Source organism: Phenylobacterium hankyongense (assembly GCF_003254505.1).
In the GTDB taxonomy this organism is placed as follows: Bacteria; Pseudomonadota; Alphaproteobacteria; order Caulobacterales; family Caulobacteraceae; genus Phenylobacterium; species Phenylobacterium hankyongense.
The window spans coordinates 1,651,347-1,677,105 of record NZ_QFYP01000001.1; the positions used below are offsets into that span (position 1 = coordinate 1,651,347).

At 72.4% G+C, this 25,759-nt stretch carries 27 protein-coding genes; 11 read left to right on the forward strand and 16 right to left on the reverse strand.

The genetic code is table 11. The features are described from left to right. Positions 1 to 54: 54 nt before the first annotated feature. From DJ021_RS07960 to DJ021_RS07975, 4 genes are all read right to left on the reverse strand, one after another. On the reverse strand, positions 55 to 2,424 hold the full coding sequence (locus DJ021_RS07960; protein ID WP_243625930.1) for a TonB-dependent receptor: 2,370 nt from the start codon (positions 2,422 to 2,424) through the stop codon (positions 55 to 57). 36 nt (positions 2,425 to 2,460) lie between these two features. After that, the gene (locus DJ021_RS07965) at positions 2,461 to 3,450 is read right to left on the reverse strand and encodes a FecR family protein (protein ID WP_165837146.1); all 990 of its coding nucleotides are present in this window, start codon (positions 3,448 to 3,450) and stop codon (positions 2,461 to 2,463) included. A 97-nt stretch (positions 3,451 to 3,547) separates the two neighbouring features. Next, the gene (locus tag DJ021_RS07970; protein ID WP_111457036.1) at positions 3,548 to 4,093 is read right to left on the reverse strand and encodes an RNA polymerase sigma factor; all 546 of its coding nucleotides are present in this window, start codon (positions 4,091 to 4,093) and stop codon (positions 3,548 to 3,550) included. Continuing rightward, a complete protein-coding gene (locus tag DJ021_RS07975) occupies positions 4,086 to 4,757 on the reverse strand; it encodes a class I SAM-dependent methyltransferase (RefSeq protein WP_111457037.1) in 672 nt (223 codons plus the stop codon). Before DJ021_RS07975 ends, DJ021_RS07970 begins: the two co-directional genes overlap by 8 nt. A gap of 279 nt (positions 4,758 to 5,036) precedes the next feature. On the opposite strand from DJ021_RS07975, the gene DJ021_RS07980 reads away from it, so the two are divergent. Beyond that, entirely contained in the window at positions 5,037 to 5,402 is a 366-nt protein-coding gene (locus DJ021_RS07980) for a response regulator transcription factor (protein WP_111457038.1), read from the forward strand. Here the strand turns inward: DJ021_RS07980 and DJ021_RS07985 are convergent. Then, on the reverse strand, positions 5,374 to 6,354 hold the full coding sequence (locus tag DJ021_RS07985) for a retropepsin-like aspartic protease (RefSeq protein ID WP_111457039.1): 981 nt from the start codon (positions 6,352 to 6,354) through the stop codon (positions 5,374 to 5,376). The genes DJ021_RS07980 and DJ021_RS07985 overlap by 29 nt on opposite strands. Positions 6,355 to 6,545: 191 nt before the next feature. On the opposite strand from DJ021_RS07985, the gene DJ021_RS18860 reads away from it, so the two are divergent. Further along, positions 6,546 to 7,634 carry a hypothetical protein gene (locus tag DJ021_RS18860; RefSeq protein WP_111457040.1) on the forward strand — a complete coding sequence of 363 codons (1,089 nt, stop codon included), beginning with the start codon at positions 6,546 to 6,548 and terminating at the stop codon, positions 7,632 to 7,634. A 22-nt stretch (positions 7,635 to 7,656) separates the two neighbouring features. Here the strand turns inward: DJ021_RS18860 and DJ021_RS07995 are convergent, their stop codons facing one another. After that, positions 7,657 to 7,887 carry a hypothetical protein gene (locus DJ021_RS07995; protein WP_111457041.1) on the reverse strand — a complete coding sequence of 77 codons (231 nt, stop codon included), beginning with the start codon at positions 7,885 to 7,887 and terminating at the stop codon, positions 7,657 to 7,659. A 118-nt stretch (positions 7,888 to 8,005) separates the two neighbouring features. On the opposite strand from DJ021_RS07995, the gene DJ021_RS08000 reads away from it, so the two are divergent. Then, positions 8,006 to 8,437, forward strand: coding sequence for a hypothetical protein (locus tag DJ021_RS08000; protein ID WP_111457042.1), 432 nt, complete (start codon positions 8,006 to 8,008; stop codon positions 8,435 to 8,437). Between the two features lie 4 nt (positions 8,438 to 8,441). Here the strand turns inward: DJ021_RS08000 and bla are convergent, their stop codons facing one another. Both bla and dmeF read right to left on the reverse strand, forming a co-directional pair. Next, positions 8,442 to 9,632, reverse strand: a complete 1,191-nt coding sequence (gene bla, locus DJ021_RS08005) for a class A beta-lactamase (RefSeq protein WP_111457043.1) — start codon at positions 9,630 to 9,632, stop codon at positions 8,442 to 8,444. A gap of 23 nt (positions 9,633 to 9,655) precedes the next feature. Further along, positions 9,656 to 10,621: a CDF family Co(II)/Ni(II) efflux transporter DmeF gene (gene dmeF / locus DJ021_RS08010; RefSeq protein ID WP_111457044.1), complete on the reverse strand. Its 966-nt coding sequence runs from the start codon at positions 10,619 to 10,621 to the stop codon at positions 9,656 to 9,658. Positions 10,622 to 10,696: 75 nt separating this feature from the next. Between dmeF and DJ021_RS08015 the strand changes: the two genes are divergently transcribed. Beyond that, positions 10,697 to 11,752, forward strand: a complete 1,056-nt coding sequence (locus DJ021_RS08015; protein ID WP_111457045.1) for a CobW family GTP-binding protein — start codon at positions 10,697 to 10,699, stop codon at positions 11,750 to 11,752. Positions 11,753 to 12,017: 265 nt separating this feature from the next. On the opposite strand, the gene DJ021_RS08020 is transcribed toward DJ021_RS08015, so the two are convergent. Both DJ021_RS08020 and DJ021_RS08025 read right to left on the reverse strand, forming a co-directional pair. Beyond that, on the reverse strand, positions 12,018 to 12,437 hold the full coding sequence (locus tag DJ021_RS08020; RefSeq protein WP_111457046.1) for a biopolymer transporter ExbD: 420 nt from the start codon (positions 12,435 to 12,437) through the stop codon (positions 12,018 to 12,020). A gap of 177 nt (positions 12,438 to 12,614) precedes the next feature. Continuing rightward, positions 12,615 to 13,061 carry a biopolymer transporter ExbD gene (locus DJ021_RS08025; protein ID WP_111457047.1) on the reverse strand — a complete coding sequence of 149 codons (447 nt, stop codon included), beginning with the start codon at positions 13,059 to 13,061 and terminating at the stop codon, positions 12,615 to 12,617. A 239-nt stretch (positions 13,062 to 13,300) separates the two neighbouring features. Between DJ021_RS08025 and DJ021_RS08030 the strand changes: the two genes are divergently transcribed. Next, the gene (locus DJ021_RS08030) at positions 13,301 to 14,266 is read left to right on the forward strand and encodes a WD40 repeat domain-containing protein (RefSeq protein ID WP_111457048.1); all 966 of its coding nucleotides are present in this window, start codon (positions 13,301 to 13,303) and stop codon (positions 14,264 to 14,266) included. Positions 14,267 to 14,297: 31 nt separating this feature from the next. Here the strand turns inward: DJ021_RS08030 and DJ021_RS19080 are convergent, their stop codons facing one another. Then, the gene (locus DJ021_RS19080; RefSeq protein WP_207801789.1) at positions 14,298 to 14,765 is read right to left on the reverse strand and encodes a UBP-type zinc finger domain-containing protein; all 468 of its coding nucleotides are present in this window, start codon (positions 14,763 to 14,765) and stop codon (positions 14,298 to 14,300) included. Between DJ021_RS19080 and DJ021_RS08040 the strand changes: the two genes are divergently transcribed. Further along, positions 14,701 to 15,195: a hypothetical protein gene (locus tag DJ021_RS08040; protein ID WP_133254967.1), complete on the forward strand. Its 495-nt coding sequence runs from the start codon at positions 14,701 to 14,703 to the stop codon at positions 15,193 to 15,195. The two genes, DJ021_RS19080 and DJ021_RS08040, sit on opposite strands and share 65 nt — an antisense overlap. Here the strand turns inward: DJ021_RS08040 and DJ021_RS08045 are convergent. Next, on the reverse strand, positions 15,192 to 15,854 hold the full coding sequence (locus DJ021_RS08045; RefSeq protein ID WP_111457050.1) for a nitroreductase: 663 nt from the start codon (positions 15,852 to 15,854) through the stop codon (positions 15,192 to 15,194). The two genes, DJ021_RS08040 and DJ021_RS08045, sit on opposite strands and share 4 nt — an antisense overlap. A gap of 157 nt (positions 15,855 to 16,011) precedes the next feature. On the opposite strand from DJ021_RS08045, the gene mtgA reads away from it, so the two are divergent. From mtgA to ald, 3 genes are all read left to right on the forward strand, one after another. After that, positions 16,012 to 16,692, forward strand: coding sequence for a monofunctional biosynthetic peptidoglycan transglycosylase (mtgA, locus tag DJ021_RS08050; protein WP_279386499.1), 681 nt, complete (start codon positions 16,012 to 16,014; stop codon positions 16,690 to 16,692). Positions 16,693 to 16,846: 154 nt separating this feature from the next. After that, entirely contained in the window at positions 16,847 to 17,461 is a 615-nt protein-coding gene (locus DJ021_RS08055) for a DUF4168 domain-containing protein (RefSeq protein WP_111457051.1), read from the forward strand. Positions 17,462 to 17,547: 86 nt separating this feature from the next. Further along, positions 17,548 to 18,663 (forward strand): alanine dehydrogenase, encoded by a 1,116-nt coding sequence (ald, locus tag DJ021_RS08060; protein ID WP_111457052.1) that lies wholly within the window; start codon positions 17,548 to 17,550, stop codon positions 18,661 to 18,663. A 169-nt stretch (positions 18,664 to 18,832) separates the two neighbouring features. Here the strand turns inward: ald and DJ021_RS08065 are convergent, their stop codons facing one another. The 3 genes from DJ021_RS08065 to DJ021_RS08075 all read right to left on the reverse strand — a co-directional run bounded on the left by DJ021_RS08065 (position 18,833) and on the right by DJ021_RS08075 (position 22,865). Beyond that, entirely contained in the window at positions 18,833 to 20,200 is a 1,368-nt protein-coding gene (locus tag DJ021_RS08065; RefSeq protein WP_111457053.1) for a M20/M25/M40 family metallo-hydrolase, read from the reverse strand. A gap of 63 nt (positions 20,201 to 20,263) precedes the next feature. After that, positions 20,264 to 22,309, reverse strand: a complete 2,046-nt coding sequence (locus DJ021_RS08070) for a TonB-dependent receptor (protein WP_207801790.1) — start codon at positions 22,307 to 22,309, stop codon at positions 20,264 to 20,266. 1 nt (position 22,310) lies between these two features. Beyond that, entirely contained in the window at positions 22,311 to 22,865 is a 555-nt protein-coding gene (locus tag DJ021_RS08075) for a cytochrome c (RefSeq protein ID WP_165837147.1), read from the reverse strand. Between the two features lie 111 nt (positions 22,866 to 22,976). Between DJ021_RS08075 and DJ021_RS08080 the strand changes: the two genes are divergently transcribed. Both DJ021_RS08080 and DJ021_RS08085 read left to right on the forward strand, forming a co-directional pair. After that, entirely contained in the window at positions 22,977 to 24,278 is a 1,302-nt protein-coding gene (locus tag DJ021_RS08080) for a helix-turn-helix domain-containing protein (RefSeq protein WP_133254968.1), read from the forward strand. 93 nt (positions 24,279 to 24,371) lie between these two features. Further along, on the forward strand, positions 24,372 to 24,956 hold the full coding sequence (locus tag DJ021_RS08085; protein WP_111457056.1) for a DedA family protein: 585 nt from the start codon (positions 24,372 to 24,374) through the stop codon (positions 24,954 to 24,956). Between the two features lie 7 nt (positions 24,957 to 24,963). Here DJ021_RS08085 and DJ021_RS08090 read toward each other — a convergent pair whose 3' ends face one another. Further along, positions 24,964 to 25,704: a sulfite exporter TauE/SafE family protein gene (locus DJ021_RS08090; protein ID WP_111457057.1), complete on the reverse strand. Its 741-nt coding sequence runs from the start codon at positions 25,702 to 25,704 to the stop codon at positions 24,964 to 24,966. Between the last annotated feature and the right edge of the window lie 55 nt (positions 25,705 to 25,759).

Sequence of the window (25,759 nt, forward strand, 5' to 3'; positions counted from 1 at the left end):
GGACGGCGCGGCGGGCGGCCACCCCCCCGAGTCGGCGGCCAGATCGATCGGCGGTCAGAACGTCGCAGTCACCGCCAGGCCGGCGGTCCGGGGCCGCTGGGGGGTCACCTGCCGCACCTGGCCGAAGCTGAACGGGTTGCCGTAGGCGAAGGTGTCGCCGGAGTCGTTGGCCGGGTTGGAGACGAACAGGTCCGCGGTCCATCCGGGACCGGTCACCCCTGCGGACAGCTTGGCCTTGATGTAGTCGCCCATGGTTGGCGAAGCCATGTCGAAGGTCAGGCGCGAGCGGCCGACGTAGCTCGCCTCGGCGGTGAGGCGCAGCGCCATCCGCGCCGTCAGCGGGCGGCGATAGATCGCCAGCATCCCGCCGGAGACCTTCGGCGTGCCCGGCAGGCCCGGCGCCAGCCGCGAGGCGAAATCGGGGTTCACGCGGGTGAACCGGGGGGCGGACACCAGCGCGTTGGCCTGCACCGAAAGCCCGAGGTCGAAGGCGTAGGCGAGCTCGGCTTCCACGCCGCCGATCTGCGCGTCGCCGACGTTGGCGGTGTAGGCCAGGCCCGAGGGCGACCGGTACTGGTCGGTCTGGATATTGCGCCACAGGTCGTAGAACACCGCCCCGCGCGCGGCCAGGTGGCCGTCGAACGCCCGCAGCTTGGCGCCCAGCTCGAAATTGCGCAGCCGGTCGGGCTGGAACTCCGCCTGCTTGGGTCCAGGCGCCGCCAGACCCGAGGAATTGATCCCGCCGGCCCGGTAGCCTTCCGACACCAGGGCATAAAGCAACTCGCCCGAGCCCAGGTCCCATTGCAGCGACAGCTTCGGGGAGACGCCCGCGAAGCCTGCGCTGCGTTCCAGGGTCCGGGACTGGTACGGCGCCGGCAACATCACGTTGGAGGTGGCGTGCAGACGGGTGTCGAACAGCCGGGCCCCCGCGGCCACCGTCCAGCCGGGCGTCCACTCGTACGAGGTCTCGCCATAGACCGCCAATTCGCGCACCCGGTCGCGTCGGGACTCCTGGTAGGCGGTGGTGAGCGGGCCGTTGGCCGTGCGCACCTGCAGGACGGACGGCGTCTCCTCCACGGTGCCGGCGCCGTAGAGCCCGGCCAGCCATCCGAAGCGGCCTTCGCGCGAGGAGGTCAGGACGAGGTCCTGCACCAGCATTTCCACCCGCGTCGCTTCCGAATAGACCCCAAGGTCCGATCCGTTGGGGCTGTAGAGGTCGAGCGCGGCGGAGGCGTCGTACTGGCTGGAATAGCTGTGCCGGACATAGGCGGTGGACGACGTCAGGTCGGCCCAGCCCAGGGCCCCGTGGACCGTCAGGGCGGCCTCGGAGAAGTCGTTGTCGTGCGCCTCCGCCACCCGGTTGGCGCGCTGGTGCCCGCGCATGGCGGACGTGGTGTACTGGGTGTCGTTGGACTTCAGGTGCTGGGTGGTGCCGGAAAGGTCCGCCATCCAGTTGTCGCCCAGCTGGGCCCTGAGCGTCACCCGGCCGCCCTCCCTCACGGTCTGGTCGACGTTGGAACGGCGCAGGTTCACGTCGTCCAGATAGCCGCCGAGGGTCTCCCGGTAGCCGGAAATCCGGATCGCGAGGCGGCCGGGGATCAGGGGAAGGTTGCCGTAGCCGTCGACGGACTGGCTGGGCGAGCCGCCCTGCGTCCAGGCGTAGGCGGCGCCGAGGCCGGCGGACATCGTCTCCAGGTCCGGCTTGCGGGTGACGATCCGGTAGACGCCGCTCAGCGAGCCCGCCCCGTAGAGCGCGCCCTGCGGTCCGCGCACCACCTCCACCCGGTCGACGTCCACCAGCCGCAGGTCCGGATCGGGCGCGTTGTAGTTGATCGGCGTCTCGTCGAGGTAGGTGCCCACGGTCGAGCGCGCGCGGCCGGTGAACGCCCCGTCCGACAGCCCCCGCATCAGCAGCTTGTCCCGTCCGGGCCCCAGGTTGGTCATGGTCACCCCGGCGGTCTGGCCGGTGGTCTCGCCCGGGTCGGTGGCCCGGGTGGCTTCCAGCTGGTCGTGCGGCAGGACGCTGATCGCCGCCGCCAGCCGGTCGGCCGCCTGCCGGCGCTTGGTGGCGGTGACCAGCAGTTCGGTGATCAGCGGGACCGGGGCCGGGGCGGGGCCCTCCCGCGCCGCGGATGGGGCCGGCGGCAGGATGCGCACGGTGCGCGGATCGACGATCCGGTAGCTGCACGGCGCGCCGGCGAGCAGCCGCTGCAGCGCGCCGTCCAGGGTGTAGGTCCCGTTCAGGCCTGCGCGGCTGGTTCCGCGGCACGCGGAGGCGTCCAGCAGCGAGACGTCGGCCTGCAACGCCAGGTCGATCAGCGCTTCGGAATAGGGCTTCGGCGGAATTCGGAACTGACGGGTCGACGCGGCCTCAGCCGGCCACGCGGCGCAAAGCGCGCCGACGCCGCAAGCCCATGCGGTCAACGATGTCCGCCGTCCAAAGATGATTGATCGCCCCCGTCACCGCTTTGACGCCCCGTCGCGTTTTAGCAGCACGCCGCTGTCGGTGGGTACCGCTGTTATTGGCACCATCAGCGCCAGGCGACGAATAATCGCGGCCTCGTTGTCGAGCACCAGCACCCCGGAGATCCGGGTCTGGCCGAGAACGCGGTCCTCCAGCCGGATCGGCCGGTCGAACTGCAGGTTGAGGTCTTCGACCACCTGGCTGAGCGGCTGGTCACGGTAGACCAGGCGCCCGGCGCGCCAGCCGAACACCTCCTGCGGCTCGGCGGCGCTGACGCGGCCGTCCGGGGCGCCCTGGAGGTGGTCCAGCCGCTGGCCGGGGTGCAGGCGGAAGGCGGCGCCCGAAGCGCCTTCGGCGGGCCGGACCTCGACCACGCCGCGGGCCACGGTCACCGACAGCTCGTCGCCGCGCCGGCGGACGTCGAACTGCGTCCCCACCACCCGGACCGTGCGGTCGCCGGCCGCGATCAGGAACGGCCGCCGCGCATCGGCCGCGACGTCGAACACCGCTTCGCCGTCGCTCATCGCCACGCGCCGCTCGCCGCGTCCCAGCGCCACCGTCAGCCTGGAGCCGGCGTTCATGTCGATCGTCGAGCCGTCGGCGAGCTTCACCGTTCGCCGCTCGCCGTGCGCTGTCGCAAAGACCTGTTCGGTCGGCGGCGCCGCCACCTGCGGCAGCACCGCCAGCGCCACCGCGGCCGCGGCCGCCAGCCCCCCGGCCGCGATCAGGCCGCGACGCCAGCCGAAGCCCCGCTCCCGGATCCGGTCGGCGGCGGCGGCCAGGCCGGCCAGCACCTCGGGCCCCGCGGCGCCGAATTCGTCCCAGACCGCCAAGGCGCGGTCATAGGCCAGGCCGTTGGCCTCCGAAGCGCTCAGCCAGGCGTCGAAGGCCTCGGCGTCGCTCGCCTGCGGATCCTGCAGGCGCACGATCCAGGCGCTGGCGTCCGCCAGCCGCGCCTCGTCGTCCTGATCCCGTCCAGCGCTCATCGGCTCACCTGGCCCGCCCTTCGTGGGGCGCCCGTCACTTGCAAAGACGACACGGCCCGGGCCTGCCCCCCGTCGCCACATTTCGCGTGAGAGTTGATCACGAGGCCAACCTACGGGTGAGCGCCTTCAGCGCCGCGCTGATGTGCTTCTCGACCGCCTTCACCGAAATCCCCATCGCCTGGGCCGTCTGGGCGTGGCTGAGCCCCTCCAGCTTGTGCAGGCGGAACGCCCGCCGCATCTGGGGCGGAAGCTCCTCGGCGGCGGCCACCAGCTGCCGCAGCCGCTGGCGGGAGGCCGCGGCCTCGTCGGCCGGCGGCTCCTGGGCGACGTCCTCGCCGGAGATGCTGGTGCGCATGGCCGTCCGCCACGCCGTGTCACGGGCCGCCGAGCGCCGCTCGCCGCGCGCCTTGTCGAGCATCAGGTTGGTGGCCATCCGGTAGAGCAGGGCCGTGGGGCTCTGCACGTCCGGCTCCGGTCTGCGCCCCGCCAGCTTCAGGTAGAGGTCCTGCGCCAGGTCCTCCGCCGCCGCCGCCGAGCCGGCCTTGGCCGCGAAGTACCGCACCAGGTTGGCGCGCTTCTCGAAATAGGCCCGCAGCAGCGGGTCGTCTGCGCCGTCGTGCGGCGGGCGGCCGGGCTCAGCCATGGCCCGACGCCTTCGGCCGGCAGGTCCACACCTGCCAGGCGCCGCCCCAGGGCGCGCTGACCACCGCCTCGTCCAGCACCTCGACGGCGGTCTTCATCTCGCGCCACAGGCCAAGCGGATGCAGCGCCAGCCACTGCGCGACCCCGATCACCCCGCCGGGCGCCAGCAGCGCGCCGTAGCGGCGGACGGTCTCCAGCACCGGGCCGAGGTATTCGATGCAGTCGGCGAAGATCACCGCGTCGAACCGCTCGTCGGCGGTGAACTGCGGCCCGCCGTCGGCCACCCGGAACTCCGCCGCGCCGGCGGCCACGTCGCCGGCGAAGCGGTCGTTCGCCGCCGCGATCGCCCGGGTGGAGATGTCCGTGCCCAGATAGCGGCCCGGCTTCAGCAGCCGCAGCGACTGGTAGAAGGCGCCCTCGCCGCAGCCGACCTCCAGCACCCGCCCGCCCGGCGCGCGCTCGGCCACCAGCCCGGCCAGCAGCCGGTGGTGGTGGCGTTGCTCGCTCTTCAGCAGGCCGTCGTAGGCGCCCTGGTCGTACAGGCTGTCCCACCGCGCCGCCGGCGCCGCCGACGCGCCCTCGCCCCGCGGCGGGAAGATGGCGGCCAGCGCCGGCCGGTCGAGCACCGAGAGCTCGATCAGGCGGCGAAGTCGCAGGTAGGCCATGGCGCGCGAATCTCGGGATTTCCAACTCGAAGACCCAAGGTGTGCCGCAGTTCGCGCCCGCGTGCGAGCCGTAGCGTGGGGCGCGCCCGTCCGGCGGCGTCAATGCTTTGCGGGCCCCGGCGGGGGCCCGCTTCGCAGACGGCGCCACCCGGAGACTAGCCGCGCCACACGTTCGCCATCACGCAGCTGTGTGGTTTGGCTCTTGCGGAAACTGCCGGCTTCGCCTTGCGCGCGCTGCTGAATGTCAGGTAGGCGACACGCCCCTGAGGGAGATCCCGAATGACGAACGTGCTGCTCGTCGAAGACGAACGCGAGGTCGCAGACCTGGTGCACGACGCCCTCGCCGACGCCGGCTTCGAGGTCACGGTCGCCTACAACGACGCCGAAGCCTACCAGCGCCTGGCCGCCGAGGCCCGGGCCTTCGCGGTCCTGGTCGCCGACATCAACCTGGGATCCGGCACCACCGGCTTCGACGTCGCCCGGCGCGCCCGGCAGCTGAACGGCGACTTGAAGGTGGTCTATATCACCGGCCAGGCGGCCCATCTGTCCCGCTTCGGCGTCGACGACGCCCTGATGTTCCCCAAGCCCTTCGACCCGCGCGAACTGGCCGACCAGGTCAGCCTGCTGGTCGCCGGCGTGGGCTAGACGGCCCGGTCAGGAACAGCCGTCCCCCGGCGTGGTCCAGCACCACCCGGAACCGCCGCAGCACGCCCAGGCCGATCAGCCCGCTGGGGATCGGGGCGTGCGGGGCCGGCGTGAAGATCTGAACCTCCACATTGCGCAGGTCCGCGCCGGCGAAGACGATGCGGCGGGCCAGCGCCACCCGGTCGTCGCCGACGCCGCCCAGGGTCACCGACTGCGCCGGCCGCAGCGGACGGCCGTCCAGCAGGCCCGCAGCGGCGGCGGCGGCCTCGGAGAGCGCCAGGGCGCCCGTCGCGCCGGTGTCGAGCAACACCTCCACCGGGGCCGCGTCCTCGACGCCGACCCGGACCATGAGCGCGCCGTCCACACTGCGCACCGCCGCGGGGACCGCGTCCGGCGACGGGCGCCAGGCGTCCGGGCGCAGGAAGGCCGCGCGGCCGCGCGGGAAGTCGGCGTCGACCACCACCGCGCGCAGGAAGTCGCGGCCGAGCAGCAACGAGAACGGCTGCCGCGTCAGCCCCGACAACGGCTTCAGGTTCAGGGTCGCCGCGCGCAGGCCGCGCAGCCGCAGCGCGCCAAGGTCGACGTCGGCCCGCACCGCCCGGGTGACGCTGGGCTGGCCGCTGACCCCGAAGGCCAGCATCGGCAGCGGCGTGGCGGACGGCAGGCGCAGCCGTCGGGCGAGGTCGGCGTCGATGGCCGAGTACTGCGCGCCTGAGTCCACGATCGCCCGCAGGTGCGCGCCGTTGACCATCGCCGGCAGGTCGATCAGCCCGCCCGTCGCCGGCAGGGCCAGCCAGCCGGTGGACGGCCCGCCGCCGGCGAACGCCACCTCGGGGATCGGCCAATGCTGCTGGTGGCGTACGGCGAGGAAGCCCGCGGCGCCGGCCCCCAGCGCCACGAGTTGCGAGAGCACGACCCGGCGGTTCGGCCCCGCGGTCCTGCGGACGATCATGCGACGACCCCTGGCATCTGGCTCTTCAATGACCGGAGCGCGGTGCGGTTCACGGACCGACGGCCGCGCTTCGCCGCCTTTGCGCCGCAACCCTGAACGGCAGCCGACGTTCCCCCTCCGGTCGTTCAGCCGGAGGCGGGCAGGCTGGCCGGCTGTCTCTGCGCCCAGGGCGCGCCACGCGGACCAAGCTTATGACCCGAACGTTCCGCTCCGCCACGGTGTTGATGGCCTCCAGCGCGCTGGCGCTGACGCTGTCGGCCTGCAAGATCGACAACCGGCCGCTGCTGGCCCGCGACGCGGCGGCGGGGCCCGCCTATGGCGGCCTTCCCGCGCCGGGGCCGATGGACCTCGCCTATGCGCCGCCGGCGCCGGTCGCCGCCTACGCCCCGCCGGCCGACCGTTACGCCTACGCCCGGCGCGCCTATGGCGTGGACCGCGCTGTCTACGACGCGCCGCCGGCCTACGGCTTCGCCTATGGCGACGAGCAGCCCTGGGCCTGGCAGACCGCCGACGACAGCCTGCTGTACGCCGAGCCGATCGATAACGGCTACCGGTCCTACTATTACGAGCCCGGCCAGGACTATCCCTACTTCGTCCGCGACGGGTCCTACGGCTACGGCTACGGCCAGGATGGCGCCCTGATCGCCCTCTACGACGCGGCCGGCGTGCTGCTGTCGGGCGACCGCTACGGCCAGGCCGCGCCCCTGGCCGGCCGCTACTGGGCGCGCGGCTACGACCTGCGGCGCACGTCCCTGCGCGCGCCGCGGATTGCGGTGGACGAGGGCCGCTGGCGCGAGCGCCGGCCGCAGTTCGCCCGCGCCCAGGCCGCCTGGATCGGCGCGGCCCAGGCCCAGCCAGGCTGGCGCGACCAGGGCGGCGGCGAGCGGGACCGCCCGGCGCCGCAGTTCGCCGCGGCCTACGGCCCGCGCGGCCACGGCGGCCATCACGGCGGCGAAGGTCCGGCTCCGCAGTCGATGGCCCAGGGCCAGCCCCAGTGGAACGGCGGCGGCCACGGCCGCGGTCATGGCGGCGGCGACGGCGGCGGCCCGGCTCCGCAACAGATCGCGCAGGCCCAGCCGCCCCGGGGGCACGGTGGCGGCGATCATGGCGGGGGCGGGCACGGCCGGAACGGCGGTGGCGCTCCCCAGCAACCGCAGGGGGGCGGCGGCCACGGCGGCGGCGACCAGGGCCACGGTCATGGCGGCGGCGACAAAGGCCATGGCGGCGGTGGCGGCGGGGGCGGCGGCGATCACGGCGGCGGCCACGACCACAAGCGGTAGCCGACGTCAGGCGGCCGGCGGCTCAGCCCTTCAGGCTCCGGGCCAGGATCTCCAGCGTCAGCTGCGCGGCCTGGCGGGTCTCGTCCTGCTCGCCGCGCTCGAAGGTGACGAGGCCGGCCTCGAAGATCTGGTCGATCTCCGCCGGGGTCAGCACGCCCTTGCGCTTCAGCGTCGACAGGGTGCCGACGATCACCGCGTGCAGCGCCGCCAGCATCCCGGCGCGCTCGGCGTCCGGCGAGATCGGCTCATCCATGTCGCTGTCTCTCCTGTAAGCCGCCAGTCAGCCGCAGTTCATCCAAAGTCGGCAAAGAGTCCAGACGCGCCCGCAGGCCCGCGGGCACTCTCATGGGGTTCACGCGTTGAAAGCCGTCATGCAAGACTTTCTCGTCAATGCCGACCGGGCTCTCTCCAAAGTCGCGGTGCGGTTCCTGCTCGGCGGCTATGTCGCCTTCTCCGCCCTCAACGCCCAGGCGGCCGACACCCAGGACCTGAAACCCGCGTTCGGCAACACCGTGGTGTCCACCTATCCCGACGGCCGCTCGCAGAAGGTCTGGCTGCACCCCGACGGCAGCTGGGACGGGCTGAGCCGCCGCGGCATCGCGTTGGCCGGCCACTGGAACCTCAAGGGCGACAAGGTGTGCTTCCGCCAGAGCACGCCGCCGACCCTGCCGGTCAGCTTCTGCTCGCCGTTCCCGCAGCACCCGGCGATCGGCGTGCAGTGGACCAGCAAGGACATGGCCGGGACCCCGATCCACCTGACCCTCGAGAAGGGCATCGTGCAGAACCCGGTGTCGTCGAACTGACGACCTAGAGGCCGCCGTCCGCCGGGACCTGCGGGCCGGTCGCCAGCTGTCGACCGTCGCCGGGGCCGGGCGCGGCATTGCGGGCCCGCCAGCTGTCGGCCACCGCCCGCGTCACCGCCTGCATCAGCGCCAGCCGCTGCGGCACGGGCTTCCGGGTCTGGCGCATCATCACCGCCACGGCGTAGACGCGGCCGTCCGGGGCGGTCAGCAGGCCGACGTCGTTGATCCCCACCGAGGCCCCGCGCCAGTCGGGGCCGGTGCCGGTCTTGTGGGCGATCTTCCAGCCCGGCGGCAGGCCGCCGCGCAGCCGCATGCGCCCGGTCCGCGCCTCGCCCATCAGGGTCAGCATGGTCTCGCTGGAGGCCTTCGACAGCAGGTCGCCGCGTTCCAGGGCCGCCAGCGCATGGGCCACCGCGCTGGGGCTCGCGCCGTCCGGCGGATCGGCGAGATAGGCGGCCAGCGCCTGGTCGCGCACGGAATCCGGCAGCTTCGAGCGCGCCTCCTTGAACCGCCAGCCGGCGTATTCGGGGCGCCATTCCAGTCCCGCGGTCCGGGCCTGCAGCTCGCGCTCGTAGGCGCCCACGGCGATGTGGCTCAGGCCCTTCTCGGCCAGGGCGTCGGTGACCGCGCCGGCCCCGCCGACCTCGCGCATCAGCTTGTCGTTGGCGGCGTTGTCGCTTTCGGTCAGCGCGCGCCGCAGCAGGTCATGCAGGGTGGTGGCGAAGCCCTTCTCGCCCACCCGCTCGCCCAGCGGCTGATAGAACACCGAGCGGTCGTCGCGGGTCACCACCACCGCCTGGTCCAGCGCCAGGCCGCCGTGGTCCACGGCGTCGAGCACCGACATCGCCACCCACAGCTTGGAGACGCTCTGCTGGGGATAGGCGCTGTCGCCGTCCACCGCCGCGGTCCAGCCGTCCTTCACGTCGACCACGGCGATCCCCACCGGCTCGTGGTAGGCGGCCGCCAGGGCGTCGAGCCGCGCCTGCAGCTCCGCAGGGGCTGGCGGGGGCGGCGGCTGGCGGATGTGGAGGGCGGTCTGCAGGGAGGTGAGCGCGACCTCCGGCGCCTGGCTGTGATGGCCGGCGACGGCCCAGCCGCCGGCGCCGACCGCCGCCGCCAGCAGCAGGCCCGCTGCGGCGACCGCCCGCGGCCGCGCCTTCGCCTGCGCCCAGATGCCGATGGCCAGCGATCGCATAGCCGAGCTAACGCGCGAGGCGCTCAAACGGAGCCGCGGCCATGGTGGTGATCGTGATGGGCGTCGGGGCCGCGCACCTCGACGGTGACGTGCGACAGGCCGGCGACGCTTTTCAGCCGGGCGCGGTAGGCCTCCGGCGAGCCGGGGGCGTCGGAGGCGACCACCGCCACCGCCGCATGGTGTCCGGGTCCCAGGCGCCAGAGGTGCAGGTCGATCACCCGCTCGCCCTCCGCCTCCAGACGGCTGCGGATGTCGGCGGTGAGCTCGGCCGACGGGTTCATGTCCAGCAGGGCCGCCGAGGCGCGGCGGACCAGGGTGAGGGCGAACTGCGCCACCAGCGCCGCGCCGACCAGCCCGGCCAGCGGGTCGGCGAAGCGCCAGCCCAGCCGCGCGCCGGCCAGCAGCCCGGCGATCGCCAGCACCGAGACGACGGCGTCCGCGGACAGGTGCAGGTGGGCGGCCGAAAGATTGAGGTCGCCGTCGTGATCATGGCGTCCGGCGGCGGCGTGGGTGGGCTTCAAGAGCCAGACGCAGACCAGGTTCACCGCCAGCCCCGCCACCGCCAGCGGCAGGGCGGCGGCGTAGTCCACCCCCTCCGGCGCGATCAGCCGCTGCAGGCTCTCGACGGCGATCAGGATGGCGGTGATCCCCAGCACCACGGCGTTGCCGAACCCGGCCAGGTAGCCGATCTTGCCGGTGCCGAAGGCGAACCGCGGGTCCTCGGCGTGGCGGCGCGCGAGGGCGTAGGCGCCGGACGCGACCAGCAGGGCGGCGACGTGGGCGGCCATGTGCAGGCCGCTGGCGGTCAGCGCCATGGAGTGGAACATCATCCCGCCGATGACCTGGGCGACCAGGGTCACCGCGCAGATGCCGGTGACGATCCAGGTCCGGCGCTCGTTGCGCGCGTGGTCGGCCCCCAGGTAGGTCCGGTCCTCGCGGAAGGCGTCCAGCGGCTCGGCGGTTCGGGCGGGATCGGCGGCGCTGGTCATCAGGTGTTACTCTATAACACCGCTCGGCGATAACAAGGCTTCATAAGTGGCGATCCGCCCCCTACATGGTGCCGCATGACCGACAAGACACCCGTCACCGTGCTCACCGGCTACCTGGGCGCCGGCAAGACCACCCTCCTCAACCGCATCCTCTCCGAAGACCACGGCAAGCGCTACGCCGTCATTGTCAACGAGTTCGGCGAGGTCGGCATCGACAACGACCTGATCGTCGGCGCCGACGAAGAGGTCTTCGAGATGAACAACGGCTGCGTCTGCTGCACCGTCCGCGGCGACCTGATCCGCGTCGTCCAGGGGCTGATGAAGCGCAAGGGGGGGTTCGACGCGATCATCGTCGAGACCACCGGCCTCGCCGATCCGGGGCCGGTGGCCCAGACCTTCTTCGTCGACGAGGACGTCCGCGCCAAGACCCAGCTCGACAGCGTCACCACCGTGGTCGACGCCAAGCACCTGCCGCTGCGGCTGGCCGATTCCAGGGAGGCCGCCGAGCAGATCGCCTTCGCCGACCAGATCATCCTCAACAAGACCGACCTGGTCTCCGAGGCCGAGTTGGCTGAGGTGGAATCCGCCATCCGCCGGCTGAACCCGCTGGCCCCGATCCATCGCGCCCAGCGCTCCAACGTGCCGCTCGACACCATCCTCGGCCGCGGCTCCTTCGACCTGGCGCGCATCGAGGAACTGGAACCGGACTTCCTCAACCCCGCCCACGGCGAGGCCGGCCACGTGCACGACGAGCACTGCGGGCACGACCACCACGACCACGATCACCACGGGCACGGCCACGACCACGGAGCCATCCACGACCACGTGGCCGAGAGCGGCATCCGCGGGATCTCGCTGACGTCGGACAAGCCGCTGGACGCCAACCGGGTGACCGCCTGGCTCAACAACGTGCTGCAGATGCAGGGCCCCGACATCCTGCGCGCCAAGGGCATCATCGACGTCAAAGGCGAGGACCGCCGCCTGGTGTTCCAGGCCGTCCACATGATCCTGGAGGGCGACTTCCAGGGCCCCTGGCGCGACGGCGACAAGCGCTACTCCCGCCTGGTGTTCATCGGCCGCAACCTCGACGAATCCGCCCTGCGCGCCGGCTTCGAGAGCACGGTGGCCTGAACGCGGCGCCCTTCTCCCCCTGTGGGAGAAGGTGTCGGGCGAGAGCCCGACGGATGAGGGGTCGCGCCGCCCTTCCGGTCATCCCCGCGAAAGCGGGGACCCAGGCTTTTTCCGTGACCGTGACGGCGGCGGCCTGCCCACGCTCCAGCACGAACACAAAACACCTGGGTCCCCGCCTTCGCGGGGATGACCGGGCAGGCGTGAGCGACCGCCCATGCCCGCCGGGTTTCCCCGGCGGGCTCTTCGTTCTTCTAGTTGGAGAAGCTCAGGAGATGTCTTCGTTGACCAGGCCGACCTTCTGATAGCCGCCGGCATGCAGATGGCTGACCACGGCCATGAAGCTGCCGTAACGGACGCCGCGCTCCGCACGCACGTAGATCTGGCCCGCGATCGCCGGGGCCCCGGCCACCTGCCGCAGGTCCGCCGATAGCGCGTCGAGGCTGGTCGGCGCTTGACCGATGAACAACGCCCCATCGCGTTGCAGGTTGATCACCGTCGGCTCGACGACCTGGCCGTTCGTCTTGGCCGGCGGCAGGTCCAGCTTCAGCGACACCGTCGCGGCCGGGATCGCCACCATGAAGATGATGAGCAGCACCAGCATGACGTCCACGAACGGCGTCACGTTGATCGTGCTGTTGTGCTGAAGGTCGAACCGACCGTGTCTCGCGGCGAGCATTGCGCCCATGCGCTTACCTCCCTGACGCGCGGCGCGTTGACCGCGCACCATTAGGGAGCGCTCGGCCAGGGTTATTGTAAAGCTGAAAAATTACACGTGTGAACGACAATTGTCCGGCGCCCCCATACGAAAAAAGCCCGCCGGGTTTCCCCGGCGGGCTCTTCGTATTCGACAGGCTGGAGAGCCTTAGGAGATTTCTTCGTTGATCAGGGCGACCTGGTAGAAGCCGTTGCCCTGCAGGGTGTTCATCACCGCCATGAAGTCGCCGTAGCGCACCGTCCGGTCGGCGCGGATGTAGACGCGCTGTTGGGTCGGCGGCAGGGTCGGGTCGTCACGGGTGAGCACGCCCGACAGGTCCGCCGGCAGGGTGCCCAGGCTGGTCGCCTGGTCGCCGATGTAAAGGCCGCCGGTGCCCTGGATGTTGATCAGGATCGGCTCCTTCACCTTGGTCCCGGGCGGCGGTGGGATCGCCGGCGGCAGGTCGAGCTTGATCGACACTGTCGCTGCGGGGATCGACACCATGAAGATGATAAGGAGCACCAGCATCACGTCCACGAAGGGCGTGACGTTGATGTCGCTGTTCTGGCCGAGGTTGAAGCGTCCGCCGCCCCCGCCGCCCAGCTTTGCCGCCATGCGCTAATTCCTTCCCTGGGGCGCGCGTTTCCGCACCCGTCTCAAGTTCCGCCGACCATTGGCAAGCCGTTACTGGATTGTAAAGGGCCCAAGCAGGGCCTGCGCATGGGGATTTTTGTGATGCCTGACGCGAGGGCGCCCGCCGCGGCGGATTCAGGGGCGGCGCAAGAACCGCGTTCGATAGGCGGAATGGGCGAAAGGACTTTTCGTTTGCGGCCCCGTCGATCTAGGGGAGAGGCATGATCCAGTCCTTCGACGCCTATGTCACCGCCGCCCTGTTCGACCGCGCCGGCCGCGCCGCCTTCGCGCTCGGCGACGGCACGGTGCGCTTCGAGGACGGGGCGAGCGTCGAGGCGCACAAGGGCGCGGCGCTCGCCGCCTGCCTGCACCCGTCCGGCGAGGGCCTGCTGACCGGCGGCGACGACGGCCGGCTGGTCTGGGCCAGGGCCGGCGGCGCCCAGGAACTGGGGAAGGTCACCGGCCGCTGGATCGAGAGCGTCGCGGCCTCCGCGGAGTCGGGCCTCATCGCCTTCGCCGCCGCCCGTGAGCTGCACGTCCGCGACGTCGCCGATCCGGCCTTCGCCCGGGTGTTCGCGCACGAGAAGTCGGTGGCGGACCTGGCCTTCGACCCCAAGGGCCGGCGGATCGCGGCGGCCACCTACAACGGCGTGGCCCTCTGGTACGCCCGCATCGCCGACCAGAAGCCGGCCATGCTCAAGTGGGCCGGCAGCCACGTGGCCATCGCCTGGAGCCCGGACGGCAAGTTCCTGATCAGCGCCATGCAGGAGAACCAGCTGCACGGCTGGCGCGTCGCCGACGAGAAGAACATGCGGATGGGCGGCTACCCGGCCAAGGTGAAGAGCCTGGCCTTCCTGGCCAAGGGAAGCCTGATGGCCACCTCCGGCGCCAACGGCGTGGTGGTCTGGCCGTTCGCCGGCTCCACCGGGCCGATGGGCAAGCAGGCGGCCGAGGTCGGCTATGAGGAGAGCGCCACCGCCACCCGCGTCGCCGCCATGCCGGCCGGCCAGTGGGTCGCCTGGGGCCTCGACGACGGCCGCGTCCGCGCCTGCAATCTCGCCGGCCAGCAGATCGTCAACCTCAAGGCCGAGAAGGGCGCCCCGATCACCGCGCTGGCCATGACCCCGGACGGCAAGCGCGTGGCCTGGGGCGACGAGGACGGCGCCGCCGGGGTGGCGGAGATCTAGGCGCGAGCCGGGCGCTCGTGGGGTTCGTGGACTAATAATACCGCGGAATCGGCCCGCGTTGCGGCGTGCGGCGCTCCTCGAGGTCGAAGAACACCTCGTCGACGTAGCACCAGCCCCAGCCCTCGGCCGGGTCGTAGCCCTCGATGATCGGATGCGCGGTGGCGTGGAAGTGTCGGGTGGCGTGGCGGTTCGGCGACTGGTCGCAGCAGCCCACGTGCCCGCAGGTCCGGCACAGCCGCAGGTGCAGCCAGGCCGAGCCGATCTTCAGGCACTCCTCGCAGCCGAGCGCGCTGGGGGTGACGTCGCGGATGTGGCGGGTGTGGGGGCAGGCTCTTCCATGGCCTTCTTTTAGCCCGTTGCGGCCGCGAAGTCGTGGCGGGCGCGGGCGAGTCGCGGCAGCTTGGCCGCCTGGCGATTCGACTGGAGATCGAGCCTTGGCGAGACCGACGCGCAACCCCACCCGCCGCGGCGGCAACCCGGCGCTGAAGCTGGCCGCCATCCGGCGCTGGCACAGCTATCTGGGCGTCTTCATCGCCCCCAGCGTCATCGTCTTCGCCCTGACCGGCTCTCTGCAGGTGTTCCGCCTGCACGAGCCCAGCGGCGGCTACACGCCGCCGGCGCTGATCGAAAAGCTCGGCCGGCTGCACAAGGACCAGGTGTTCGCCCCGCTGCCGCCGAAGCCGGCCAAGCCCGCGCCGCCGGCCGGGGCGCCGAAGCCGGCCGCCAAGCCGGCCGAGCACGCTGAGCCCGCGCCCAAGCCCGCCCACCTGGCGCTGCAGTGGTTCGCCATCGGGCTCGGCGTGCTGCTGGCCACCTCCACCGCGCTCGGCCTGTGGATGGCGCTGGCCTACAGCGCCCAGAAGGGCCGGCTGCTGGTGCTCCTGCTGCTCGGCGTGGCGGTCCCGGCGGCGCTGGTGCTGCTGGGCTAGTCGAACCCCCGCAACTCGCCCCAGAGCTCGAACGGGTCGCGGGACGCCTTCAGGGCGTTGATCGGCGCGTCGGGGTCGCGGTAGCCCATGGCCATGCCGGCGAACAGCATGTGATCGTCGGGCAGGCCCAGGAACGTCGCCACCGTCTGCGGATAGCGGGCCCAGTATTCCTGCGGGCAGGTGTCGAGCCCGCGCTCCACCGCCAGCAGCATGACGTTCTGCATGTACATGCCGAGGTCCGCCCACTGCGGCGGCTCGAGCTTGCGGTCGAGGCAGAAGAACATCCCAACCGGCGCGCCGAAGAAGGCGCCGTTCTTCGCCAGCTGCCGCAGGCGGGCCGGCTTGTCCTCGCGGGGGATGCCGAGGGTCGCGTAGAGGTCCTCGCCGTTCTGGAAGCGGCGGGTGCGGAACGGCTCCCACAGGTTCGGCGGATAGACGTCGTACTCCGGCGTTTCGCCGAAGGGGTTCGTCGCAACGACAGCCTTGAAGGCGGCCAGCGGCTCGCCGGCGAGGGCGTAGACCCGCCACGGCTGCAGGTTGCCGCCCGACGGCGCCTTGGCCGCCGCCTCGAGGATCCCGCGCACCACCGCGCCCGGCACCGGATCGGGACGGAAGGCGCGGACGGAGACCCGAGCGGCCACGGCCTCGGACACGTTCACCAGCTCGCCCCGTTCATGAACTCAAAACCCCTGCCGGCCCACGCTCTCGGCTGCGGGCAAATCAGCTAGCATCGTCGCCCCAGGTCAACGCAAGGACAGGCGCTTGAGCAAGAGACCCAGGCCCCGGCGGGCCAAGGCGGCGCCGCGGCGGCGCGGCGTGTTCGGCCGCCTTTTCCGCATCCTCATGGTGGTGGTGCTGGTCTTCGGCCTAGTCGGGCCGGCGGCGGTGGTCGCCGTCTACCGCTTCGTGCCGCCGCCGATGACCTTCCTGATGGTCGAGCGCATGTTCCAGGGCCGCGGCTTCGACCGCCGCTGGGTCCCGCTGCAGCGCATCTCGCCGCGCCTGGTGGGCGCGGTCATCGCCGCCGAGGACTCCGGCTTCTGCCAGCACCACGGCTTCGAGTTCGCCGCCATGCAGAAGGCGATGGTCGCCAACGAGCGCGGCGGCAAGATCCGCGGCGGCTCCACCATCAGCCAGCAGACCGCCAAGAACGTCTTCCTGTGGCCGCACCGCGACTATGTCCGCAAGGGCCTGGAGGCCTGGTTCACCGTCCTGATCGAGGCGATCTGGGGCAAGCCGCGGATCATGGAGGTCTACCTGAACTCCATCGAATGGGGTCCCGGCGTCTACGGCGCCGAAGCCGCCGCCCAGCGCAACTTCCATGTCAGCGCCGCCAACCTGACCCCCGCCCAGGCCGCCCGCCTCGCCGCCATCGTGCCGAAGCCGCTGGAATGGAAGGCCGCCCGCCCGGGCCCCTACATCCAGCGCCGCAGCGGCAGGATCGTGGCCCGCGCCGGGACCGTGCGGCGGCAGGGGCTGGCCGAGTGTGTGTGGTGACGATCCAAGCTGCGGCGTGGCGTCGCGAGCCGATCGGGCGAGGGGTAGTGGCGCGGCGGCGCTTGGGCCACTAGGCTTGGCCGCGAGTCTCTGGGACGGGCAAGGACGGGCCGCGCCGCATCGAGGGCGGCGGCCTTACGGAGGAAATTCGGGAATGCTTCGCTCTAGCTTCGTCTTCGCCGCGCTCGCGGCGGCGCTGGCGTTCGGCCCGGCCGCCCAGACCCAGGCCCAGATGCCCGCGCCCGCGGCCCCGGCCCCCTCGCACCCGGCCTACGGCCAGCAGCAGTTGGACGCATTCGCCCGGGCGACCGTCGATATTCAGGCCCTGGGCTCGCAGGATCCCGACGCCATGACCCGGTCGATCCAGGCCAACGGCCTCAGCGTCGAGCAGTACAACGAGATGGGCGACGCCATGCGCGGCGACCCGGCGCTGGCCGCCAGCCTCGATCCCTTCCTGCAGCACGCCCGGGTCGAGCGGGTGGCGAGCGACGCCGCCGCCGGCCGCTACCAGCCGCATCCGGGGGCGGCGGCGACCTCCAGCCGCGCCTCCAGGACCCGCGCGGCCAGCAGCCATGTCTCCAGCGGCAAGGCCTCGCGCCACGGCAAGCGCCACGCGACCAGCGCCCACAGGTCCGCGTCCAGCCGCCACCACGTCGGCAAGACCTCCCGCACCACCGGCCATCACGCCACGGCGCGCCACAGCGCCAGCCGCCACGCCGCGACGCACACCACCCACAAGCCGGCGACCCGGCGCCACCGCAAGAGCTGAGGGGCGGCGGGGTCATCCTTGACTCCGCAACCCCAGCCCCTCAAACCGCCTGCCAACCGCAACAATCTCCCCCATAGGAGCTGTCGATGCGCGTAGGTGTGCCCCGCGAAATCAAGCCGGACGAGTACCGGGTGGGGCTGACGCCCACCGCCGTCCGCGAATACGTCACCCACGGGCACGAGGTGGTGGTCGAGACGGCCGCCGGCCAGGGCGCGGGCTATGCCGACGAGGCTTACCGGCGGGCCGGGGCCAAGGTCCTGGCCACCGCCGAGGCGGTGTTCGCCGAGGCCGAGCTGATCATCAAGGTCAAGGAGCCGCAGCCCGCCGAGTGGGCCCGGCTGGGCGAGCGGCACATCCTCTTCACCTACCTGCACCTGGCGCCCGACCCGGCCCAGGCTGAGGGCCTGCTGACGTCGGGCTGCGCGGCGATCGCCTATGAGACGGTGACCGACGACGCCGGCGGCCTGCCGCTGCTGGCGCCGATGTCGGAGGTGGCCGGCCGCATCGCGGTGTTCTCGGCCGGCGAGACCCTGCTGAAGCACAACGGCGGCATGGGCCTCTTGCTCTCCGGCGTGCCCGGCGTGCCGCCGGCGCGGATCGTGGTGCTGGGCGGCGGCGTGGTCGGCATGAACGCCGCGCGGATGGCCGCCGGCCTGGGCGCCGAGGTGGTGATCGTCGAGCGCTCGATCCCGCGCATGCGCGAGCTCGACAACATGTTCCAGGGCCGCATCCTCACCCGCTATTCCACCGCCGACGCGGTTGACGAGGAGGTGCTGAAGGCCGACGTGGTGATCGGCGCGGTGCTGACCGCCGGCGCCGCCGCGCCCAAGCTGGTGCGCCGCGAGCACCTGAAGAAGATGAAGCCCGGCTCGGTGCTGGTGGACGTCTCCATCGACCAGGGCGGCTGTTTCGAGACCTCGCGGCCGACGACCCACAACGATCCGACCTACACCGTCGACGGCGTGGTCCACTACTGCGTGGCCAACATGCCGGGCGCCGCGCCCCGCACCTCGTCCGAGGCGCTCGGCCACGCCACCCTGCCGTTCGGCCTTCAGCTCGCCGACCACGGCCTCGACGCCCTGACGACCAACCGCCACCTCGCCAAGGGCCTCAACGTGCTGAAGGGCCAGCTGACCCACCCGGCGGTGGCGCAGGCGCTCGGCAAGGCGTTCGCGGACCCGTACGGGGCGTGGAAGGGGTAGGCATCCCGCTCCTCCCCTGCGCAGCGGGGGAGGGGGACCATCGGCCGAAGAGCCGATGGTGGAGGGGGCGCGGGCTTGGCGCGGTGCGTCGGCTCGCCCCCTCCGTCACGCCCTCTTCGGGGCGCGCCACCTCCCCCGTCCTCTTCGGGACAGGGGAGGAGCGTAAGGCTTACTTCGCCGCCGCCGGCGGCGTCGCCTTGAACCGGCCCGCGGCGCCCGGGAACACCACCGGGCTCTCGAAGCCGTCGGGGCCGATGGCGCTGAGGCCGAAGAACCAGTCGTCGATGTTGACATCCTTCAGCACCACCTGGCCGGAGGTCCCGGCCAGCCGCGAGTAGCGCCACTGCGGGTCGGTGGTGGAGCGCCACCAGGCCCGGTAGGCCACGGCGTCGCGGCTGGGCGTCCACTTCAGGGTGGTGTCGGAGGTCACCGCACCGGCGATGTCGACGCCCTCGGGCGGCGTCGGCGCCGAGGCCAGGCTGGCCATCGCCAGCAAGTTCAGCCGCGTCACCTGGGCCAGGTAGTCGAAGTCCACGCCCTCGATCACGTCGCCGTACTTGACGCCGTTCTCGGTGCGCAGGTCCTGGTGCTGGCGGGTGTAGTTTTCCGCCGCCTCGGTGACCCGCACCGCGGGGAAGCCGGCCTTCAGCATCGGCACCTGGTCGCCGCTGCGGCCGTAGCGGTCGGTGCGGTAGACCATGATCACGTCGAAGTTGGTCAGGTAGCGGTCGGCGAGCGCGTCCATCACCCGGGCGAGGTTGCGCGACGGGCTGTCCACCTCGCCGCCGTTGTAGCGCCGCCGGTCGGCCTCGGCCGCCGTCTCCACCGTGCGCGTGCCCTCGGAGAAGACCCGCACGTGGGTGTTGTCCGCGACCCCGTTCTGCCCGTGCGAGTTGCCGACGATGTCGTTGTTGAGGTCGGCCTCCACCTGCCAGCCGTGGGCGGTGGCGTAGTCCGCCAGCACCTTGCCGCCGTAGAGCCCCTGCTCCTCGCCGGAGAGCACCGCGAACACCAGGGTGGCGGGGAACTTGTGCTTCGACAGCACCCGTGCGGCCTCCATCACCGCCGCCACGCCCGAGGCGTCGTCGTTGGCCCCGGGGGCGTCGGCCGTGGCGTTCAGCGGGTCGGAGACGCGGCTGTCCATATGGCCGGAGATGACGATCACCCGCTCGGGGTCGGTCGTCCCCTTCTGGATGGCCAGCACGTCCATCACCTCGGTGGGCTTGGGGATGCGGGCGGCGGTGAACACCTCGCTGGGCGTCTCCACCGTCAGGCAGCCGCCGCAGTCCTTCGACATCTGGGCGAACTCGGCGGCGACCCAGCGCCGGGCCGCGCCGATGCCGCGCTTGTCGGACTTGGTGTCGGAAAGGGTGTGGCGGGTGCCGAACCCGACCAGCCGCTGGATGATCGCCTGCTGCCGCGCGCTCGACACCTCGCCGGACAGTTGCCGCAGCAGCGGCTGTTCGCCGCCAAGCGGCTGGGCGTGGGCGGTGGCGGCGATGGCCGACACGGCGGCGGCGAGAACAAGACGGCGCAAGGGCGGGCTCCAGGTCTGAAGGCGGCGGGACCTTCGCTCCGGATCAGCTTGGCCGCAAGCGCTTCAGAACACCGCGCTCACCGCCAGCCGCGCGGAGATCGGCTCCAGGGGATGGCGGTGCACGTCCTCGACCCCGCCGGCCGGCTCGCCGGGCAGCCGGTCGGTGTAGAAATAGGCCGCGGCGTCGTCCTTGGAATTGGTGACGTTGAACACGTCGAGCTGCACCTTCAGCTTCGGCGTGATCCGGTAGCCGAGGTTGAGGTTCAGCTCGCGGTAGCCGGCCGAGCGCACACGGTTGTCCGGCGTCAGGGCGTGCTCGCCGAGGTCGCGGAACTCCAGCGCCCCGAACCAGGGGCCGAGGTTGTCCACCAGCATCCCGGCCGAGGCCACCAGGCTGGGGGCGTCCTCGATGTAGGGGCCGGCCGGGTCGCCGTCGGTGTAGCGGGCGCGGCTGAGCGCCAGGTTGGCGTTCAGCTCGATCCAGCGGAACGGCCGGTACTGGGCGGTGACCTCGACGCCGCGCCGCCGGCCGGGCCGTCCGGCCTCCGTCTGGCCGGCGTCGGCGTTGTAGGTCAGCTCGCTGGCGAAGCTCATCTCGAAGGCGGTGACCGCGGCCTGCACGTGCGGGATGGCGCTGGTCCGCAGGCCCACCTCGTAGCCCGTGGACTTCACCAGGAACGGCGGCCGGGCGACCACCCCGACGTCGGACAGGGTCCCCGCCCGCACGTCGTTGGAGTGGAAGCCGCCCCCGGCGCTGACATAGAGCTCGGTCCTGTTCCAGGGTCCGAGGATCAGGCTGGCCTTGGGCTGTAGGACGCTGGCCTGCCGGGCCCCGGAAAGCCCGCCGACCAGGTTCTCGTCCTGCGCCGCGAAGTGGTCGAGCCGCAAGCCCGTCACGGTGCGCGCCCAGTCGCTCCAGCGCAGGGTGGTCTCGGCGAACGCCGACAGGTTCCCCTCCCGCACCCGATCGGCCAGCAGGGTCTCCAGGTCGACGCGGCGCAGGGTGTGGCGGGCGTCCACATAGATGTCGTCCCAGCGGCCCTGGACGCCGAGCGTGGTCTCCGCCGCGACGCCCAGCACGGCGTGAGTGAACCCGGCCTGCGCCTGGCCGCCCAGGGTGGTGCGCCGGTCGTTCTGGGCGTGCTGGTCGCCGTTCACCGGGTCGTCGAGGAAATGGGTGAAGTCGTTCCACAGGGTGAGCTGGCTGCGGATCGCATAGGCCGAGACGCCGAGCCGCGCCGCGCCCAGCTGGCGATCGAGCGTCCCCGACAAGCTGAACCTCTCTGCCTGGCCGCCGTCCGACGGATCCAGCGTGCCGAAGCGCGAGATCAGCCGCCCCTCCGCCACCGCCCGTTCCGGCTGGTCGGTGGTGGCGTTCCAGAGGCCGCGGTAATAGAGCGCCGTCAGGGCCGCGCCGTCCGCGGCGTCGCCCTGGCTCAGCCGCAGCGCGGCGTTGACCTTGCGCAGGTCGTCCGGATGGTCCCAGGGCCCGTCCAGGTGGACCGCCTCGCCGGCCATCGTCAGCCGCGCGTCGCTCGCCAGCGGGACCGTGCCGCCGGCGAACAGCCGCTGGTCGCCCACCGTGCCGACGCTGGCCGCGGCCTGCACCGGCAGCGTGTCCACCAGGCCCATGCGCACCGCGCCCACCGAGGAGAAATCGCCCTCGGCGGCGTCGTAGGGTCCCTTGGTGAAGCGGATGCCGGAGGCCAGCTCCGGGATCAGGAAGTTGAGGTCGGTGTAGCCCTGGCCGTGGGCGTGGGTCCGCTCGTTCACCGGCATGCCGTCGACGAAGGTGGCGAGGTCGGTGCCGTGGTCGAGGTTGAAGCCGCGCAGCAGGTACTGGTTGGCCTTGCCCTCGCCGGAATGCACGGTGACCACCAGCCCGGGCACGGTCTCCAGCAGCTGGCCGACGCGATAGACCGGCCGCAGCTCCAGCTCCTGCTTGGTGACCGCGCCCTGCGAGGCCGTCGAGGCCACGCCCAGCAGGTCGAGGGTGGAGGCGGTGACCACCACCTCGGACAGGGTCTTCTGCGGCGGCGCCTGGGCGTGCAGCGGCGCTGCCAGCGCGCAGGCGGCGGCGCTGGCGGTCAGGGCGGCGAGGGGCCGCATGTCACGGCTTGGCGGTCGGGGCCGGCGCCGAGGTCGGTGCGTTCCAGTCGGGCAGCTTGCCGGGCGGCTCGCCGCCCTCAGCCTTCAGCTGCGGGTCGATGACGTACTGCTTGTGGCAGGCGGTGCAGACCTCGTAGACGCGGCCGCCGGCGTCGAACACCGCCTGCTTGTCGTGATTCTCGGCCGCCGCCTTGGCCTCGGTCGCCCGCGCGGTGAGCGCCTGGGCGTAGCGGTTCCAGTCTGCCTCCGGCGCCCGGATGCGGCCGGGCAGCTGCAGGAGGTTGCCGGCCTCGATCAGGGTGGCGGCGCCGTTCTCCAGCCTCTCCCAGCCCTCCTGGGTGGTCGGCGACAGGTCCCGCTCGCCCTTGTCGGTGATCTCCGTGCCCGAGCCCTGCCAGTAGGCGAAGGCGGCCGGATCGACCACGTGGCCCATCAGCTCGGCCATCGGCAGGCCGGTTGCGAACTTCGCAGCCCCGGCCGGCGGCGGCGCGGGCTTCGGCGGCGCACAGCCGGACAGCAACCCCGCGCAGGCGGCCAGCATCATCAAGCGCTTCAAGGCGTTGTCCCCCCACGTCCTACTTGTCGCCCGAGGATACTTTGCCATTCCCGGCCGGGTCCGGTTATTTACGGTTCGGCTCCCGCGGCGCGGGTTACAGAAGGTTACAGAATGGCCCCGGCGGAGGCGCAGGAGGAGCTGACGCGGCAGGCGGCGCTGCTGCGCGCCCATGGCGTGCTCGGCCGCTCGGGCGTTCTCCAGCGGCTGTTCGACTACCTGGCGCAAGCCGGCCGCGCCGACGCCCGGCCCAAGGAGGTCGAGATCGCGCTCGCGGTGTTCGGCAAGGCCACCGCCTTCGACGGCGGTCAGGACGCCACCGTGCGGGTCTACATGCACCGCCTGCGCAAGAAGCTGGACGAGTTCTACGCCGGTCCGGGCCGCGACCAGCCGGTGCGGCTCTCCATCCCCAAGGGCGAATACCGCATCGACGTGCAGCCCGCCGCCGCGCCGGCGCCCGCGCCGCAGCCGCAGCCGCAGCCGCAGCCGCAGCCGCAGCCGCAGCGGCGCCCCGGCCGCGGCTTCTGGATCGCGGCCCTCGTCCTGGTGCTGGCGCTGAACGCCCTGGCCTGGGCGGCCTTCCGCCTGGCGGCGCCCGGGGACGGCCTGGCCGGAGTGCGCCGCAGCCCGCCCTGGGCCCAGCTCCTGACCCGTGAGCGGCCGCTGATCCTGGCGGTCGGCGACTACTACATCTTCGGCGACATCGACGAGGCGACCGGCTCCGGCCGGCTGGTCCGCGAATACACGGTCAACGGCAAGAACGACCTGGACGGCTTCCTGATGGCGCATCCCGGCCTGGCGGAACGCTACCGCGACCTCGACCTGTTCTACCTGCCGACCTCCGCCGCCGCGGCCCTGCGGGACGTGATGCCGGTGCTGGCGCCGAAGGCGGCGCATCGCGACGCGGTGCGGGTGGTGATGGCCTCGGACCTGACGCCCGAGATGCTGAAGCACGACGACATCGTCTACCTGGGCTACCTCTCGGGCCTGGGCGTGCTGCGCGACCCGGTGTTCGCCGGCTCCCGCTACCGGGTGGGCGACACCTACGACGAGCTGGTCGACACCCGCACGGCGCGCCGCTACGCGAGCCAGGAGGGCGGGCCGGGTGACGCCCAGGCGAGCCAGCGCGACTATGGCTACGTCTCCAGTTTCCGCGGCCCGACCGGCAACCGCATCCTGGTGATCGCCGGGGCCCGCGACGTGGCCCTGACCCAGATCTCCGAGGCGCTCACCACGCCGGCGACCCTGAAGGCGCTGGCCGCCAGGGGCGGCGGCGCCGACGCTTTCGAGGCCCTTTACGAGGTTGCGGGCATTCGCCGCAGCAGCCTCGGCGGCCGGCTGATCGAGGTTTCCCCCTTGCAGGCGGACCGCATCTGGGCCCCGCAGCGGGCGCCGCTGAAGTTCCCCGCCGGCTGAGCCTTCCGGGCCGACCGGCAAAGGGGTAAGGAACCGGCCCGCCCCGCGCCGCCTTCTCCCGCGCCCCTCCCCCGCGCCGCCTACCAAGGATCGATGGAACACTTCCTGGCCAACTACGGCGTGATCGGGGTCTTCATCGGCTCGGCGGTCGAGGGCCAGACGGCGGTGATCGTCGGCGGCCTGCTGGCCAAGCAGCACCTGCTGGCCCGGTGGTCGGTGGTGCTGAGCGCCACCGCGGGCTCGGGCCTGATCGACCAGCTGCTGTTTGTCGCCGGCCGGCGGTTCCGCGACCACCGGCTGGTGGTGCGGGCCACCGAGCAGGCGGCCTTCGCCAAGGCGCTGAGCTTCATCGAGCGCTACCCGATCAGCTACATCCTGGCCTTCCGCTTCCTCTTCGGCCTGCGGCTGGTGAGCCCGATCGCCATCGGCGTGTCGCAGGTGCCGACCTGGCGCTTCGCCGTGCTCAACCTGCTCGCTGCGGTGCTGTGGGCCGGCGTCTTCACCGCCGTCGGCTACGGCGCGGCTGACGCCCTGCACCGGCTGTTCCACGGCCACCATGCGGGGCGGATGACCCTGGCGGTCGCCGGCGGTCTGATCGTCGGGGTCGTGGCGCTGGCCGTGCTGCGCTGGTGGCGCCGGCGCCGCAAGGCGCGTCGCGCCGCCGAGGCCGCCGCCTGACGACGCCTCAGCGCTGGCGCAGGAACAGGCCCACGGTCAGCGCCAGGCCCAGCAGCACCACGAAGCCGCGGATGAGCCGCTCGTCCACCCGCTTCAGCAGCAGGGCGCCGAGGTAGCCGCCGGCCATGGCCCCGGCCGCGATCACCCCGACCCGCAGCCAGGGGATGCCGGGCGTGAACAGGAAGATCGCCACCGCCGCGGCGTTCATCACCGAGGCCAGCACGTTCTTGGTGGCCCCCGCCGCCCGCACCGCCAGCCCCGCCGCGGTCAGCGCCGCCAGCATCAGGAAGCCGATGCCGCCGCCGAAATAGCCGCCGTAGGTGGCGATCAGGAACTGCATCACCGCGGCCGCGCGCGGCCCGACCCGCGGTCCCGCCTCGGCGCCCGGCTTGCGCACGAAGCTGCCGTAGGCGAACAGGCCGGTGGCGAACAGCACCAGCCACGGCACCAGCCTGGCGAAGAAGGTCGAGGGCGTCAGCAGCAGCAGCGCCGCCCCCAGCGCCCCGCCCGCCAGGCTGATGATGGTCAGCGTCTTGAAGCTCAGGCCCGCCGCGCCGCTGACCTGCTTTCGGCCCACCAGGCCGGTGGTCACCTGGCCGGGGAACAGCGCCAGGGTGGAGGCGATGTTGGCGGTGCGCGCGTCGAGGCCCGAGACGATCAGCGCCGGCAGGGTCACGAACGACCCGCCGCCGGCCAGGGCGTTCTGGATGCCGGCCCAGACCGCCACGAGCAGCAGAAGAAGGAGCATGGGGCTCGGTAGCGCTGGGACGCCGGCTTGACCAGAGCTTCCGCCTCGCCAAACC

What these genes read in the sequence shown, in the direction of transcription:
- DJ021_RS07965 (WP_165837146.1), bottom strand. Translation starts at nt 3,450, where the DNA reads ATGAGCGCTGGACGGGATCAGGACGACGAGGCGCGGCTGGCGGACGCC.
- DJ021_RS07970 (WP_111457036.1), bottom strand. Translation starts at nt 4,093, where the DNA reads ATGGCTGAGCCCGGCCGCCCGCCGCACGACGGCGCAGACGACCCGCTG.
- DJ021_RS07975 (WP_111457037.1), bottom strand. Translation starts at nt 4,757, where the DNA reads ATGGCCTACCTGCGACTTCGCCGCCTGATCGAGCTCTCGGTGCTCGAC.
- DJ021_RS07980 (WP_111457038.1), top strand. Translation starts at nt 5,037, where the DNA reads ATGACGAACGTGCTGCTCGTCGAAGACGAACGCGAGGTCGCAGACCTG.
- DJ021_RS07985 (WP_111457039.1), bottom strand. Translation starts at nt 6,354, where the DNA reads ATGATCGTCCGCAGGACCGCGGGGCCGAACCGCCGGGTCGTGCTCTCG.
- DJ021_RS18860 (WP_111457040.1), top strand. Translation starts at nt 6,546, where the DNA reads ATGACCCGAACGTTCCGCTCCGCCACGGTGTTGATGGCCTCCAGCGCG.
- DJ021_RS07995 (WP_111457041.1), bottom strand. Translation starts at nt 7,887, where the DNA reads ATGGATGAGCCGATCTCGCCGGACGCCGAGCGCGCCGGGATGCTGGCG.
- DJ021_RS08000 (WP_111457042.1), top strand. Translation starts at nt 8,006, where the DNA reads ATGCAAGACTTTCTCGTCAATGCCGACCGGGCTCTCTCCAAAGTCGCG.
- bla (WP_111457043.1), bottom strand. Translation starts at nt 9,632, where the DNA reads ATGCGATCGCTGGCCATCGGCATCTGGGCGCAGGCGAAGGCGCGGCCG.
- dmeF (WP_111457044.1), bottom strand. Translation starts at nt 10,621, where the DNA reads ATGACCAGCGCCGCCGATCCCGCCCGAACCGCCGAGCCGCTGGACGCC.
- DJ021_RS08015 (WP_111457045.1), top strand. Translation starts at nt 10,697, where the DNA reads ATGACCGACAAGACACCCGTCACCGTGCTCACCGGCTACCTGGGCGCC.
- DJ021_RS08020 (WP_111457046.1), bottom strand. Translation starts at nt 12,437, where the DNA reads ATGGGCGCAATGCTCGCCGCGAGACACGGTCGGTTCGACCTTCAGCAC.
- DJ021_RS08025 (WP_111457047.1), bottom strand. Translation starts at nt 13,061, where the DNA reads ATGGCGGCAAAGCTGGGCGGCGGGGGCGGCGGACGCTTCAACCTCGGC.
- DJ021_RS08030 (WP_111457048.1), top strand. Translation starts at nt 13,301, where the DNA reads ATGATCCAGTCCTTCGACGCCTATGTCACCGCCGCCCTGTTCGACCGC.
- DJ021_RS19080 (WP_207801789.1), bottom strand. Translation starts at nt 14,765, where the DNA reads ATGGCGGCCAGCTTCAGCGCCGGGTTGCCGCCGCGGCGGGTGGGGTTG.
- DJ021_RS08055 (WP_111457051.1), top strand. Translation starts at nt 16,847, where the DNA reads ATGCTTCGCTCTAGCTTCGTCTTCGCCGCGCTCGCGGCGGCGCTGGCG.
- ald (WP_111457052.1), top strand. Translation starts at nt 17,548, where the DNA reads ATGCGCGTAGGTGTGCCCCGCGAAATCAAGCCGGACGAGTACCGGGTG.
- DJ021_RS08070 (WP_207801790.1), bottom strand. Translation starts at nt 22,309, where the DNA reads ATGCGGCCCCTCGCCGCCCTGACCGCCAGCGCCGCCGCCTGCGCGCTG.
- DJ021_RS08080 (WP_133254968.1), top strand. Translation starts at nt 22,977, where the DNA reads ATGGCCCCGGCGGAGGCGCAGGAGGAGCTGACGCGGCAGGCGGCGCTG.
- DJ021_RS08085 (WP_111457056.1), top strand. Translation starts at nt 24,372, where the DNA reads ATGGAACACTTCCTGGCCAACTACGGCGTGATCGGGGTCTTCATCGGC.
- DJ021_RS08090 (WP_111457057.1), bottom strand. Translation starts at nt 25,704, where the DNA reads ATGCTCCTTCTTCTGCTGCTCGTGGCGGTCTGGGCCGGCATCCAGAAC.